Here is a 16,446-nt window from a genome sequence, read left to right as displayed (position 1 = left end):
AGCATGAACAATAGCACCATCTAAATTAATAGGACCACCTAAATCTGTATGTAAAACCGCGTGATCCTTGCCTTTGCTACCTTTTCCAGTAATCTTAACACCATCGAGATTTACCTTCCCAGCTAACGTCGAAGAAACCCCATGACTGTTCATGAAGCTGATTGATCCACCTACCATCAAAACTTCTGAATGATCATAACTTAAAAGGCTTGCCTTCCCATCACGCGTCTTAATTTCTGTATCCTCTAAAAGAACAAATGAATCCTTTGTTGCATCAACAGCCTTATGACTTTCCTCAATAATTCCCTTCTCTACCTCAATTATTCCATCGCTAGCATAAAGAGCTGTACCTACATTCTTGAGCATTGGATTTTTCAAAACAATCTTTCCGTTCTCTGATACCGAAACACCGCGTGTAGAAGATTTATTAGAAACTTCACTGCTAACGTTTATATTCTCTCCATCAACTGTAGTACCTATCCCCTTTACTGTTATAGCAGTATTAGAGGAAACTTTAGCATTCTCATTCACAATCTCATAATACTGATACCTCATCGTATCCGTTTTGCAGTTATTGCACATATAATGTAATCCATCATAAATAAGCTTCTTCCCCTGATCATCATTTTTGACATACGCTCTGCTAATTCTGGTCACTCCGCTAAGGCTCTTATAATCAGTATACCCACTAATATTACTTCCACTAATCCTATTAAGGCTATTATAATCACCTCCAAATCCGTTATTCTCCCCCATAGGAAGAGAAACCGAGAGTATATTAGGTGGACTAGAGGGCGTGATAGGAGTAACGGTGATATTATAAGATGGGCTACTATACCCCTCTGCGTTTGCACAACCCCTTATTCCATTTTGGAGCAAAGAAAGAATAGCCGTTGTAAAACTACATAAACATACATGATTTCTAAATACTTTAATCATAGTTCCCTCGAAACTTTACTGCCCCTCTCATTGAAAACAAAAGCACTCGTAAAAACGTCTCGATGAGCACATCAAAACAAAAAAGATGTAACCAAAAGAATGCGCCTGCTGCTCATTTGACCCGTGCAATGAATTACCCAAATAAACTTGGTGCAAAATCCCCCCCCAAGATAACAACCGATTATAGGTAAATAATCATATAACACAATTTATACGTGTATAATGCATTCTGTATTTCTTGTAAAGTGAAAATAAAACCATAAAGTGCAATACAACAAAGAGAACAATCTATCATTGTGGGGCTTGAAAGATTGACAAAAGATATGCGTGAAAAAGATTGCTAAAATCAGTAACAGGCGAATTAAAAACTAGACTTACGAGGCATCAAGTACCATAGTGGATAAATCAAATCCATATAAAGCAAGACTAACACTAAGCTTCCTCGGTCATTAAAGAGCCCCGAGAAGCAGTCACTGTATCGTATCATTATCACCAAAAACTTTAAGGAAATTCACTTTAACATAGAAAGGCGTTTTCACGCGTAAAATACAAAAAAATATTATGCCTTCTTTTGCTCGTATCAAAGAGCGAGGATTTTTTGATATCAACACAGATTGTTATAAAACAAAAAGGCAGCACACTGTGCTGCCTTTTATATAAAGGTACATATTGTACCTTATCTTAGAACTGATAACGCAGTCCCCCAGAAAAACTGGTACCAGAAAAACCAGCCTTGGTAAGTTTATGCTGATAAACCAGATCACCATGAAGAGAAAACTGCGAAGACACCTTAGCATTAAAGCCTAATCCCGTTTCTAGGGAAGAACCAAAAGCACCCAACTGGAAAGCATCTTTGAAATGGACAGTTTGTTTTCCTCCAAAACCATGCACAAGATGAAGCTTACCATAGAAAGCAATAGCATTCACTCCTTCAGATCCTGTAGGAACCTTGGTCAAACGTCCACCAACACGTGCTACCCACTGATCAAGTTTGCCCATCTCAATATCAAAGTTATCGATATCACGGGCCTTATTAAACTGGAGATGTTGATAAACAACCTGAACCTGCGGATCAAATACAAAGCCTTCACATCCTGTTGCAAATGTCTGACCACCAATCAAAGAAACGCTTAAAGGTTTACCCTTTAATGTTGCTGTCTTGCCCCGTGCAAGAGTGACAACATCACCTTTGAAGAGACCATAAGATAAAAGACCATCAACATAGAAGCCCGCTTGATGTTGCATACTACCATATGCTGTAGCAGTCCATTTATCAAATGCACTTTTTTGGCTCTGTTCAACATCCACAGGTTGCAGAGAAAGCTTTCCATGAGATCCCATAACACCAAAGGATATAGCGTTATCAGCATTTTCTATTGTTTGTAGCAACACACCTGCCTCTACACCTTTATAGCTCATGTCACTTCCGTAACCATACTCAAATGCGGACAAATCTGAAGCATAACGATAACTTCCACCATAGCCACGCAAATATAAAGCAGGATTTTCACGAATTTCCATCATTCCATTGGAAGTAGTCCGTAGTAACTCCAACTGTTTATTCTGATTGCTAATATCCATCAGACCAGCATAGAATACGCTATTTGGTAAAGTCAAATAAGTCGGAACTTGCGGAACAACAGATCTTACAACGCCTTCGGAATGAGAAACTGATCCAACCGTAGGCACAACACTTGCATCAAAACCACCAGATTTAACATACTGATTTTCTAGACGGAAATTCCAAAATGCTCCACCGTCCTTCATAAATTTCTGACGAACATGTTCTTCTGACGAAGTCATTTCTGGACTATAAGAACGAAGAGTGTATTTGTAAGGTGAGTTACCCAGTGCAACATAATGACCATTTAGTTGGAAAGAATCTCTTTCTGCTTTTCCATAGACCTGAATAACAGAAACACTATGTGCTATTTTATCACTTCCGTTGTTTTCTCCTGCACTTCCCGAAACACCCTGCACATGCAGCACAGTTTTTCCAGAAACATCACCAAGAATCAAGAGCCTATCGGTTACTTGTTTATTCTCTGGATCGTTAGGATTCAAACGTGCATTGAGATAAATTGAAGCGTCACCAGAAGCACTGTAGACAGTACCTGCTCCTTCTCCGATGCGAAGTGTCTGATATCTCGACTCTTCAGTTTCCGAAGGCGAAAATTCTATACGGCTATTTACAAGATTTACAGAAGAAACACATGAATCTATGCACTCTGAACCGGGTGTTCCCCAACTCTTATGCACACTTCTCTTTAGAATCCACTCTGATCCATTGGTCAAATCTAATTGAGCATAAGAACCTTTCTCAACGCGTGCACCACCTACAATAATAGAATTATCAACCGAAAGCGATATATTAGAATTATTCTCAGCCATCAATAGCAAATCACCAGAAAGGGTTGCTTTGTTTTCTAAGGAAACACGACCACCAGAATTATTACCATAAATAGCTATATTCTTTAGGACCTCAAAATCAGTTTTTTTCAAGGAAACCACCCCGGTTACGCCCGTAGGTGCTTTCTCTGATGAGAGTACCGCACTTTCCTTAACACTCCTTGTTTGTCTAACAGGATTCCTATTTACAACCTGCTTCTGCTTATTTGCTGATCTTTGTGCCGTGCCATCAAAATATATACCGTAGGCTGTACCACCCTCCACTCGAACAGTAGAAGATTCGATATTAGCGCGATTGATAGAGGAACGAGCATCAGAAGATCTTTTTCTCCTAGAAGAATCGGTCTTAACAGCATCACCATTCCCCCTAACCCAGAAAGCACTGGCATCAGTAACAACATTTCCCTCAGCAAAATCAACAGAACCATTATCACTCAATAGAAAAGCTGCACGCCCAAACCTCTCTGTAGCACCAGACTGCTCTTGTGTTTTCTTTGCAGTAATGCTCACTTTGCTTAATTTAACACTTCCCCCCACTTCTGACCTCACAGCCACTCCGTCTGTAAGAGTAATCGTCCCAGATTCCATGGTTATCTCACCACCATTACTAGCCAGACCAGCTGTTGCCAAATTACCCGCCACATTAATTGTTGTATTACTTAAATTAACAGACGATCCAGAACCCGCCAAAGCCCCTACATAATGAGCATTGACCGATCCGTCGTTCATTTGGACCTTGCCACCTCTTTGTGCCTCAAGCCCAATCAAAGAAGATTGTACTGTTGATTTTTTGTTCAAAACAACTTCTGCACCATCATCTGCAAGCACCGCACTCACAGCCTGTAATTTAGTAACATCAACATTATTTTTACTGTCATAAGAATCTGCACCACTAATGGTAGCACTTTCTAGATTAATAACGGTATTTTGTTTCTTCGCATGCATAGAATGCTGATTTTCATCACTTGGTTTCAGTATAAGATTGTGCATCGTATGTGATTGACCATCATTGCACAAATAAGCAATTTGCAATTCTCCCGCACCATTTTGCTTCGTATCATTACACTGAGAAGAAACAGTTTTTTTATCAGCATTCTTAATGGGCACAACAGGAACAGCAGTAGATGCCCCTGTTTCCCCTGAAGCAGCAGATAAAATACGCTGTACAGGTACATTCCCCCTAGATACAGAAACAGGTAAAGAAGTAGGCGTTATAGTTTCAGATCTCCCAAGTGTAGCGGATACCACAGACGCAGAATCCCCACGTGGAGCAGCAGTAGAAGATCCAGGGGATAGAGAAATAACCTCTACAGCGTCATCAGACCTACCAAGTGCACTAGACGATGAAAGAACATAGGTTGCTTCTTCAGATTCTTCAGATCCCACAACTGAACTAGATTGGGTAGATTCTGCAGGCATAGAATTTTCAGATGAAGAAGTCTCTGATTCCTCCAGTTCCTCAGATCTCCTATGATCAGCAGCTGAACTTATAGGTGCAGGCTCTTTAGATACTGAATTCTTAACAGGTTCGGTATAAAACAGATCTTCCACTATCTCAAATCCTTCAGGTATCTCAGAATCAGCAGATGCAGAACCACTCAATTCAGTAGAAGGTTCAGTGCTTGAAGGAACAGATATCGCATCTTCATCATCTTCATCACCATAATCATCATCTTCATCATAAGCATCATCTTCATCATAATCATATGAATCTTCAAACGTTTCAGATCTTGTAAGTGAATCACTTCGAGGAGGAATAACAGGTGCAGAATCTTCAGAAGAGCCAGAGACATGAGATATAACGGATACAGTATCTACAGCACCTATTTTACCAACATTAGGACCAGCCGTCTCGGCAATATTTGCAGTATCTACTTCACCACCATTAGGATCAGTTGTCGTGGCAATATCAGTATCAGTTGTCCCTTCACTAGAAGCAACTAAAATACTCTGAGAATTACTAGAAGTACCTTGAGAAAGATCAGTTTTATCATCGGCTGCATCATATGCCTCAATAAGAGGTACAAAATTTTTGTTTTCCAAACGAAAATCCCAAACATTTGTATTTTTTCCAACCAATTTATTATCAAAATATCTCATTTTCGGAGGGATCATCGGACCATAAGCACGAAGAACGTACTGATAAGGCAAACCGTCCAGTGTAACATAACCACCGTTCAAGATAAAAGAATCCTTCTCCGCATTTCCAAAAACCTGAATAATTGAAACACTATAAGAATTGTTGGATTTTTCATCTTCTTTATCTGTTTTTTTATCTGTATTTTCTGAAACACCGTTCACATATATCGTAGTTTTTCCCGAAACATTACCATGGATTAAAAGCCTATCAGAAATCTGCGCATTACTCTGCCCGTCACTCGAATTGCTAATACCCAAACGCGCATTGAAGTGAATTTCAGATTGACCAACAGCAGTGTAAACCGTGTCATTTCCTTTTCCGACACGAAGTGTTTGATAAGCGCCATTTGCATTTTCTGGAAACACAAAACGAATAGTACTATCTGCAAGACGTATAGATGACACACATGAATCTATACAATTCTTCCTTTCCGAACCTTCCTTTTGACTTTTTGTTACATACCACTCTGACCCTCGAGAGAAAAAAAGGCTAGCCTTAGAAGTTTCATCAACAAAAGCACCACCTTTAATTGTAGATTTATCAACAAAAAGAGATAAATTGAAACCTTCTTCAGCTTGCAACAATAAATTACCGGAAAGATTTGATTCGTTCTTTAAAATGACGGAACCACTCAAACCATCACCATAAACGGCCACACCCTCTGGAATCTGAAGAGAAGTCTTTTCCAAAAGAACTGCAGGTGTCCTAACTACATTACCTAACGCAGAAACTCTCTCATCCTCTGACGTAAGAGATTCCGCATCCTTTAACGCAGAAACTTCCTCTTCAGGCATGTAACTAAACTGTACACCATAAGCCTTTTTCCCCATTACTTTAATCTTTGAAGATGTGATATCAGCACTAACCTTCATAGAGCCATTAGATAAAGCGGCTTTGACCTTTTCATCAAAGCTCCCAATGACTCCACCCAAACTAGAATTACGGGCATCAACAAAACCGCCATTATCAACGGTGGGTTCATTAAGGATCCATACTACAGAGATACCAGAACCTTCAAAATCTACTTGATCAGCGGAGACAATACCCCCTTCTATTTGGAATAAAACACTCTGAGCTCCCCCAGGACTTTCTTTGTCTTTTTTCTCAGTAATTTTAACATCCTTCAGAGAAACAAGTCCATCAGCCATCGACCGAACCACCACTCCTCCAACTGGAAAGGCAATTGATCCAGATTGCATCGCTACTATGCCACCTTCAGCACTTTGCAGACCGACTGCTAGCAAATCATCGATTCTATCAGAAAGCCTTTCCACATCAATATTCACATTCTGCAAAACAATAGCCCCCTCATAAGCTGTAGCACCTATATAAGATTTTTTGATGCTCCCATTCTTCATCAAAATCTGTCCACCCTCGCTTGCCTCAAGCCCAGCCAAAAATCCCTTAATAGTTGATCCATCCAAAACAATTCCTGCATTCCCTTCTGCAAACACAGCACTCCCCAAACCTACCTCTTCATTATCTTCCTTACTTCGCTCACTCCCCCGCTCATCAACACTAAAATCAGAAGAAGGCCCTGCAGTAGTGATATAGACTCTGTCCATTTCAATAATTTTTATTCCAGAATTGTCCTCTTTTTCAGAACTGTCCTCATTAAGAACAGACTTTTTTTCATTATCATTAATACCTCCTTTTACATGCACAGCGTTATCGCCAAATTTCTTTACATGAATACCACCTCGCTTTATTTTGAGTCCTTCACCATTCTTACAGACAATGGATCCACGCTGTACATCATAAGCCTGAGCCTTACATCCACTCTTATTTTGTGAATTAGCACTCTGTGCGCCACTTTGTACAACACCCTGTGCATCATTCTGACCACCATCATTCTGTCCACCATCTCCCCTTTTAACACCTTGCTGATTAGAAACCTGTTCAGAACCACCCTCTGCCTTAGCTTTCTCTCCATTCTTCTCCCCTACATTCTGTTCATTACCGCTTCCAGAAACTTCGCCTCCTGCGCCGCCATTTTCAACGTCTTTTTTGCCGCCTGTGCCAGCTTTTTCTTCTTTAGAGTTTTCTACTTTACTTTGTTGCTGAGCTTCTGCTTTAGGAAGCACTTCTGCAACTCTCCCTGGTTCTTTAGGTGCAGAACTGCCGGAGCCAATACCCAAATAACTTCCGATTACTCCTAGCCAGCTAGCCCCCATAGAGACATCCACACTCTGCAAAAAGACGAAAGCGCTCGTTGTAAGCGCGCACCAACGCGTACGTTTTCTAAATACATTGATCATGTGTCAAACTTCCTAAATATAATTTGTAAAAGCACTAGAATTGAGTGAAAATAATAAGCAGTTCGCTCTTAACACATGTTAGACAGCTTTACAACATAATGTTTTTTACAAAAAAATCATTTTGTGCATATCAAAGTATCTAAATTAAATTTTAAAATGAATGAACTCTTTGTAATTAATAAAAGGATGAAATAATGATCAAATATTTTAAATGGATAACTTTTGTCTTTATTGTTGCTACCAGCTTTGCAACATCTTCATGGGCAAATGTAAGTATTAACCATGCGTCAGGTACCACGAGTGTTCCCACCTCTCCTCAAAAGGTCGTTGTATTTGACCTTGCATCACTTGATAATATGAAACGCCTTGGAATCGAAGCGGTTGCTGGTGTTCCTGAAGGAATAAAACCCTCCTATTTGCAACAATTTGATGATGCAAAATATGAAAAAATTGGCACCCTTTTTGAACCTAATTATGAAAAAATTGCCACTCTTCAACCCGATCTCATTATTATCTCCTCGCGGACTCAGGCTAAATATAAAGATTTATCCAAAATCGCTCCAACTATTGATCTCACAGTAGGAAATCAAAACACCCTTGAAGATATTAAACGAAATGTGTCTATCCTTGGAAAAATTTTTGGTAAAGAAAAGGAAGCTGAGCAAGAAATTGCGGAACTTAACAAAAATTTAGCAGAAGTCCGCAAAAACACGCAAGGGAAAGGCACAGGGCTTATACTTATGACTTCTGGTGGCAAGATAAGCGCTTTGGGTCCACAGTCACGTTTTGATATTTTCCATTCCGCTTTTGGAATTGCTCCTGCAACCGATAAACTAACCGTGCAAAAACATGGACAACCTATTTCTCCTGAATTTATTCTTGAGACCAATCCTGATTGGTTATTGGTTATTGATCGCGATGCAGCAATCGGGCGAGAAGGACAATCTGCAGCACAACTGCTGAACAATGATCTTGTTAAACGCACGACAGCTGGAAAACAAAACCAAATTATTTATCTGGATTCTTGGAGCTGGTATAGAGCAAGTGGGGGTCTAACCGGGCTTAACGAAACAGCTCAGCAACTCAATCAAGCCTTTACAAAAAGCAAGTAAACACACAAAGAATTTACTTGTCATAAAGTAAATCATAAAATAAAGCTTTAGGAGCAGAAGTTGTTTGTGAAAAACCTCTGCTCTTCTTTATTGGAAATATCGTAACGTGAAAAATTATTGGATAGCCATAATAATTCTTCTCCTACTGTCTATCCTAAGCATTTTTGTTGGTTATTCTGATGTAACACCTTTCAACCTGTTATCAGGTGATTCGCATGCATGGTTTATTTTCTGGCAAACACGTCTTCCTCGTACAATTGCAGCACTTTTAGTAGGTGCGGCGCTCGCACTCTCAGGCATGATTATGCAATTGCTTGCACGCAATCGTTTTGTAGAACCATCAACTGCTGGAACCGTTGAATCTGCTTCTCTTGGCATTCTTTTTGTCATGATTTTCCTGCCCAATATACCTGTTTTAGGGAAAATGCTCGTCACTACAATTTTTGCCATGACGGGCGCGCTTCTTTTTATGTTTTTATTACGCCAGATTCCTCTAAAATCTGTCCTTATCGTACCACTCACAGGAATTATGCTGGGCTATGTCATTGGCTCCTTAACTAATGCTGTTGCTGATCATGAAATGCTTCTTCCTTCTCTTCAAGCTTATTTATTTGGCAGTTTTGCAATGATTCTTGAAGGAAAATACGAACTGTTATGGCTCTCTCTTCCCCTGTGTATTCTTGCCTATTTTACCGCCGATCGTTTTACAGTAGCCAGTCTGGGAGAAGATTTAACCAACAACCTTGGGCTCAATTATCGCACTGTCATGCTCTTTGGTCTTTTTATTGTTGCATCAATCACCGCCGTTGTCGTCTCTACAGTTGGCCGTGTTCCTTTCGTTGGACTGATTATTCCAAATATCGTTTCAAATTTCATGGGCGACAATATGCGCCATACTGCTCCTTGGGTAGCAATGAATGGTGCAGTGCTGGTATTAATTTGTGACATATTAGGACGAATAATTCATCCTTCTCTTGAGATTCCCATCAGCACCATGATGGGAATTATTGGGAGCTTTATTTTTATTATACTGCTTTTACGCTGGAGAAAGCATCTTGGATAAAAAGAAAGCAAAAACGCTTCTACTGACAACGCTTATCATAAGTGCATGCGTTATCATCAGTCTTTATATGACATGGAATATCAATATTTATACGTGGAAATTCCGTTTAACGAAACTTATCTCTCTGCTTCTCATTGCCTACACAATAAGCGTTTCTACCGTTTTATTTCAAACAGTCGTTAATAATCGTCTTCTTACGCCTTCTATTATGGGGTTTGATCAACTTTATATTTTAATAAAAACCATCACGATTTATTTTCTCGGCTCTCTTTCTTTGCCTTTTTTTAATGAAGAAGGACAGCTGATTCTTGAGGCTTTCATTCTCATTATCTTTTCAATAAGCCTTTTTCGCTGGCTATTTTCAGGGAGCCTCAAAGGGCTTCATTTAACCCTCTTGATTGGCGTTATTTTAGGTGGCTTTTTTTTCAACTTACGTATGTTCATGCAATTGCAATTGAATCCAGATCAAATGATGAATTTAACGGACATCATGTTTGCAAATTTTAATAAATTCAATACGTCATTAATAAGCTTTGCCACAATCATTGTCTTCCTTGTGAGTTTGATTGGTTGGCGTTCACGTCACTTGCTTGATATTCTTGCTCTCGGACGCGAGAACGCTCTCAATCTTGGAATTGATTATCATAAAAGCACTACCGCTATTCTTATTTTTGTTTCTATTCTCGTATCCATTTCCACAGCACTTGTAGGACCTGTTACTTTTTTTGGACTATTAGTTGCCAACCTTTCTTATGAACTTTCCCCACAAGCAAAACACAGTATTATTGTTCCAATTGCGATATTATTGGCTATTATTTGTTTGGTCGGTGGACAATTCATTTTAGAGCAAATTTTCAATATGGCAGGACGCTTGAGTTTCATTATTGAATTTTGTGGTGGAACTACCTTCTTAATTTTACTGATGAAGGGAAAATTAAAATGATTGAAATCAATCATCTTTCCAAATCTTATGGAGCTAGATTGATTATTGATAATTTATCCCTTCAGCTTCCCAAAGGAGGAATTATTTCTCTCATTGGCCCCAATGGTTCCGGAAAATCAACTCTTTTGATGCTGATAAGACGTCTTTTACCATATCATAAAGGTACAATTAACGTCGACAACCTTGATATTTATAAAATACCCCATGATATTTTGGCGCAAAAACTTTCAATTCTGCGTCAAGACAATCCTTTATCCTTTCGCTTAACCGTATACGATTTAGTCAGTTTTGGACGCTATCCTTATTCCAAAGGCTGGTATAACAACGAAGATAAACAATTTATTGATAGCGCACTCCGATATCTCGGCTTACAAGACCTAAAAGATTGCTTTTTGGATGAGCTTTCTGGCGGACAGCGTCAGCGGGCTTTTATCGCGATGGTCATCTGTCAAGATACCGATTACCTTCTGTTAGATGAGCCATTGAACAATCTTGATATGAAACACTCCGTTTCCATGATGAAGCAATTACGTCGCACAGCTGATGAGCTCAAAAAAACCATTCTCATCGTCATGCATGATATTAATTTCGCATCATCCTATTCGGATATGATTATTGCACTCAAGAATGGTAAAGCAGCTTATTGTGGAACCCCAAAAGAAATTATGCAACCCCAAATTCTTAAAGATATTTATGATATAGACATTCAGGTCCAAACAATTCATGGCGTACCAATCGCCCTTTATTATCAATGAGTTCCTCTTATGAATTAATAATCACTAAGTTTCTTTTTTTTGAGCTTGCGTGGCCTGCAAAATCTGCTAAAAGTGACAGCGCTCCCATATTGGGGAATAGTTTAATGGTAGAACAGCGGACTCTGACTCCGTCAATCTTGGTTCGAATCCAGGTTCCCCAGCCACATTGTAGCTTGTTGTAGCTGTAGCTTGTCGGCAGGTTTTGTATATTTTGCCACTAGGTTTTGTACCAATTTATTTTTTTTTCAAAGAGTTTTTAAGGGGTTCTCAAAGAGGCTTCAAAGCTGGTTTTCTGAGCTTTCATAGACTTTTTAAAAACCTTCAAAGGACTTTTAAAGACCTTTCAAAGCCTTCTCTCATTTTTACCATTGCATCGCTCTTTTTTCTGATTTTCACTCTTTTTTGCAATTTTAGGTGTAAAAATCCATTTTGATATAAAGCGCGTTTAATGGTAAAAACAGTCATAAAAACAACGAATGACCACGTATTCCTACATAATCCCACCTCTTCCCACTGAGTACAAGACCTACTGTCAAACTACAATTGGGCTACTCTCCCCCCGAACTCTTTCACGGATTTTTGACTGCTTTATTCCTAGCGACTTTCTGTCTCTCAAATATCTAAATCTGGGATGATGTTATATTGTTCTTGACCTAACCCAAAAGGATTCCCCTTTGCAAAACCGTAGTTTCTGCATGAGTCACTCATTTATTTTCTCAAACTTTTGTACTCTCTCAAACTTTTGTATTGGCAAGGCTTTCAATATTTCTCACGTAACTTTTTCTCCAGCTTTAAAAGCAGTATTTACAGTACACCGAATAAAGGGAAAAACGATAAACCTAAGCAAACAAAACCACCTTCCTCTCTATATTCCAAAGGTAAAAAGAGAAAGCGCCACTATAAGCGACTGCAACTTGCAGAAAATTGCGTATTTTTCCCCATAACCCCGAGATCTTTAATTAAAAGGGGTTTTCCTATTATTCCATTATAGGCTTTAACATGAATGGTCTTTCCCTTCACATCTATAAGGTAATAATCTCCATTGAAAAGTGCACCAGCTGTATAGACAGGAATATCCCCAAAGACCTTATCATTTTTTGCACGGCAATAGGATTGGGAATGCGTGTGCCCCACAAATATTGCTTTGACATTATGAGAAGTAATAATTGACTTAAATATTGACAAATCTTTAGCATTCTTTTTACGAATAAAAAAGGATTCACCATCAATGGAAGCAGCACGAGCATCGTGGAAGTTGATGATTGTCACTTTACCTCTTGCATCAGCAGCAGCTAAATCTTTTTTTAACCAATCCAGAGATTTATTGATTTGCACCTCCATAGACTGTTCTACCAAACGAACCGTATAGCTCGGATAATTGTGAAGCTGCACATAATGAACATCCCCATAGTCCCAAGAATAACTTAAACTCCCCTTGATTACCTGAATACTCCCGCGCGAAACAGGGATTAAGCTTTCCGTAACATCTGCATTGAAATGAGATAATTGATTACGATATTTTTTGATTTCCGATACCATTCGTGAAACTGCACTTAGAGCACAGGCATCTTTATAAAAATTGAATGCTTCAGGATTTGTACAATTTCCAGCATTATTGGCATAATCGTGATTACCTAACCCCTCATAGACAGGAGACTCAAGGTTTTTATACACACTTTTATAATCATCATAGTTTTTTTGTTGCCCAAATTCCGTCAGATCACCATTGACAATATGGAAGGCAGCTTTGTGTACTTTTATAACATCAGCAACCTGCTCATTTATCTTTAACCATGGCTCCCTATTTGACGAACCATTAGCATCACCAGAGTTCAAGCGCCACGGTTGCGGATCAGCCATGATGATAGCAGTATAGTTTTTTACCAGAGAGTTTTTTTTCAGAGACCAATCCATGGATGCATCATGATAGAGCCTCTCGTCCATTTTTTTCTTTTCAGAATTAAGATAAAAACAACCAGAGAGAGCAAAAGCAATCATGGTAATTGCCGTATATTTAACTTTATATCTCATAAACCCATCACCAAAAAACTATTATGTATTTTATTGCGTTATAATAAATCCCCCTCTTTCAAAGACAATCTTTTTGATTTTCTTGTCAAGAATGTGTCAAGAATTCAAAATAATGAAAGCAATTATTCTTCAATGAAGGTGCACTTTGATGATATCGAAGCACTGTTGGTTTCAAGCCTTCAACTTGAAATACCGCATTGGTTAAGCTTTATGAGCTTGATCTATGCCCCTTTCAAAGGCCATCAATATATCACCCCCTTATGAGAAACCAAGCAAATGTCCCTATACTATAAAATATCCCAAACAGGAGAAACAAACCTGTGCTGTATACTCGAGCAGCCAACGCCTTTGGATATCAAGATCAAACACATTAGAATCTTATGACAAATAAGAGAGAAATAATCAAAATGCTGGCAACAGTATTTGAGTATTACCATCACACTTAACTTTTATAAGACCTAAAACTGTAAGAAATATTATTACTTTAATAAATTTTATATGATAAACAATACAAAATGTGTTTAAATTATAATAGATTCAAAATATTAAAATATTACTTCATAATTAAAATTAATTATATAATATAAAATAAATTACATAAAATTATAAACACATTATGTATTGAATATAAATATGCTCACAATTAATAAAAATTATTTTAAGTTTGACAAAAAGCTGAAAATACAATACATAACAAAGACAATTACTGAATTTAATAACAACTATCCATTTTCACTTCTTCTTATGAAGTTCGCGGGGAAATGAATATTTGGGGGCTTTCATAAGGAGAGTACTGATGTATAAAACATCCCTTTTATCATGCACAGCTACAGTTGCTATCATCCTATTCAACATCCAGTTCACTGCACATGCTGAAAACCTCGAAGTTCCTGAGGGAAAGACCGTCTCGAAATCCGGTGAAACCTATGAGATTATTCATGCAAAAGGTGGAAAAATCACTGGCACGAATTTAACAGTGACCGGAAATAAAAATACAAGCCAAAGCGTACCCCCAAACCAAGATATAGACAAAAGCTTTTTTGCTGTAACAGCTGAAGGCGCTAACAGTGCAATTGAGTTACTGGAGAACACAACCATTCAAGGCATTGATTCTGAAATTCACTTAGGTGTTGTAGCAAAAGACGGTGCTACACTTCAAATGACAGGGGGAACCATTACGGTTTCTACAGCTGGCGCTATTTTCTACAACAGCAGTGAAAGCAGACTAGAAGATGTGACAATATCGAGTGGTAAAGACGATACACCGCTAATTAATGCAATAGTAGCATACAAAAGTACCGTCGCTTTAAAAGATGTAATCGTCAAGCAAGCAAATAGTGCTATAATCGCACATAATGATTCCACAATAACAATTTCTGGAGGATCATTTAATACAAACAGTGCAACAATATTGGCTCAAAATGGCGGTGCCATCACTTTAACCGATGGCGCAAACATTACATCATCTAGTAATTTTGGGCTCTTCGCAGAAGGTCCAGAATCTACCATCACAATGACGGGAGGGACGGTCGCGGGACAAGCTAGTGCATTAGCTGCTGGAAAAGGTAGTCGCATTAAGGTCACAGATGTTATCCTAAAAGCAATGGGTAACGATAAGTCATCTGGTGTATTTTCCAATGGCACGAATAGTGTAGTTGAGTTGCTTGGAAAGACAACAATTAATAGTAGTGGAATTGGGCTTACAGCAAATGATGGTGGCGCAATCAAGATGACAGGAGGAACCATTACAACTTCTATAGTTGGTGCTGAATTCTTAAACAGTAGCAGCACTGAAAACAGGCTAGAAGGTGTGACGATATCGAGTGGTAAAAAAGACGCGCCAATAGACATAGGAATAGTTGCAGACAAAAAAAGTACAGTCGCTTTAAAAGATGTAACCGTCACTCAAGCACATAATGCCATAATCGCAGATAATGATTCCACAATAACAATTTTTGGAGGATCATTTGAGACAAACGGTGCAACAATAGGTGCTGAAAACGGCGGCAGCGTTATTTTAACCGATGGTGCGCAAATTACATCATCTGACAACGTTGGACTCTTTGCACATGGCAATGGCGCAATCAGCATGACGAAAGGAACCATTAAAGCTTCCCAATTTGGTGCTGCCTTCGAAAACAGTAACAGCGACAAAAACAAACTGGAAAGTGTGACGATATCGAGTAGTGATAAAGACGGTTCACCACTGAATGTAGGAATAGTTGCAGACAAAAAAAGTACAGTCGCTTTAAAAGATGTAACCGTCACTCAAGCACAAAATGCCATAGTTGCAGATGACCACTCTACAGTAACAGTCTCTGGTGGATCATTTGAGGCGGAAGATACAGCATTATCTGCTAACGACGGTGGCCATATTACTGGTACAGATGTTGTTTTAAAAACAAAGGGGGATGGATTTGGTGCATTTTCTGTTGGAACAGGCAGCGTAATTGAATTGATTGGAAAAAAGACAGCAATTAGTGACAGTGTAATCGGGCTGTTTGCAAATGACGGTGGCGTAATCAAAATGAGTGGGGGAACCATTAAAGCTTCTCAAATGGGTGCTGGCTTCTTCAACAGTAACAGCGACAAAAACAAACTGGAAAGTGTGACGATATCGAGTAGTGATAAAGACGGTTCACCACTGAATGTAGGAATAGTTGCAGACAAAAAAAGTACAGTCGCTTTAAAAGATGTAACCGTCACTCAAGCACAAAATGCCATAGTTGCAGATGACCACTCTACAGTAACAGTCTCTGGTGGATCATTTGAGGCGGAAGATACAGCATTATCTGC

General features: G+C 38.8%; 6 protein-coding genes, 1 tRNA gene and 2 pseudogenes. 6 read left to right on the top strand and 3 right to left on the bottom strand.

What is annotated here, in order from left to right; translation table 11 throughout:
- Together ABD915_RS07555 and ABD915_RS07550 are read right to left on the bottom strand one after the other, a co-directional pair.
- Positions 1-939, bottom strand: a pseudogene (locus ABD915_RS07555) (autotransporter outer membrane beta-barrel domain-containing protein); the annotation flags it as partial.
- A 681-nt stretch (positions 940-1,620) separates the two neighbouring features.
- Positions 1,621-7,746 carry an autotransporter outer membrane beta-barrel domain-containing protein gene (locus ABD915_RS07550; protein ID WP_345117058.1) on the bottom strand — a complete coding sequence of 2,042 codons (6,126 nt, stop codon included), beginning with the start codon at positions 7,744-7,746 and terminating at the stop codon, positions 1,621-1,623.
- Between the two features lie 194 nt (positions 7,747-7,940).
- On the opposite strand from ABD915_RS07550, the gene ABD915_RS07545 reads away from it, so the two are divergent.
- From ABD915_RS07545 to ABD915_RS07525, 5 genes are all read left to right on the top strand, one after another.
- A complete protein-coding gene (locus ABD915_RS07545; protein WP_345117056.1) occupies positions 7,941-8,858 on the top strand; it encodes a siderophore ABC transporter substrate-binding protein in 918 nt (305 codons plus the stop codon).
- 106 nt (positions 8,859-8,964) lie between these two features.
- Positions 8,965-9,921 (top strand): ABC transporter permease, encoded by a 957-nt coding sequence (locus tag ABD915_RS07540; protein ID WP_345117054.1) that lies wholly within the window; start codon positions 8,965-8,967, stop codon positions 9,919-9,921.
- Positions 9,914-10,864, top strand: a complete 951-nt coding sequence (locus ABD915_RS07535) for an iron chelate uptake ABC transporter family permease subunit (protein ID WP_345117052.1) — start codon at positions 9,914-9,916, stop codon at positions 10,862-10,864. Before ABD915_RS07540 ends, ABD915_RS07535 begins: the two co-directional genes overlap by 8 nt.
- On the top strand, positions 10,861-11,619 hold the full coding sequence (locus tag ABD915_RS07530; protein ID WP_345117051.1) for an iron ABC transporter ATP-binding protein: 759 nt from the start codon (positions 10,861-10,863) through the stop codon (positions 11,617-11,619). Before ABD915_RS07535 ends, ABD915_RS07530 begins: the two co-directional genes overlap by 4 nt.
- A gap of 90 nt (positions 11,620-11,709) precedes the next feature.
- Positions 11,710-11,783: transfer RNA gene (locus ABD915_RS07525), tRNA-Gln, on the top strand.
- Positions 11,784-12,516: 733 nt separating this feature from the next.
- Here the strand turns inward: ABD915_RS07525 and ABD915_RS07520 are convergent.
- Positions 12,517-13,650, bottom strand: coding sequence for a metallophosphoesterase (locus ABD915_RS07520; protein WP_345117050.1), 1,134 nt, complete (start codon positions 13,648-13,650; stop codon positions 12,517-12,519).
- Positions 13,651-14,446: 796 nt separating this feature from the next.
- Between ABD915_RS07520 and ABD915_RS07515 the strand changes: the two are divergent.
- Positions 14,447-16,446, top strand: a pseudogene (locus ABD915_RS07515) (autotransporter outer membrane beta-barrel domain-containing protein); the annotation flags it as partial.

Source organism: Bartonella jaculi (assembly GCF_039543045.1).
GTDB lineage: Bacteria > Pseudomonadota > Alphaproteobacteria > Rhizobiales > Rhizobiaceae > Bartonella > Bartonella jaculi.
Note: the sequence above shows the minus strand (reverse complement) of the source record. Positions and strands in the feature narration are given on the sequence as shown.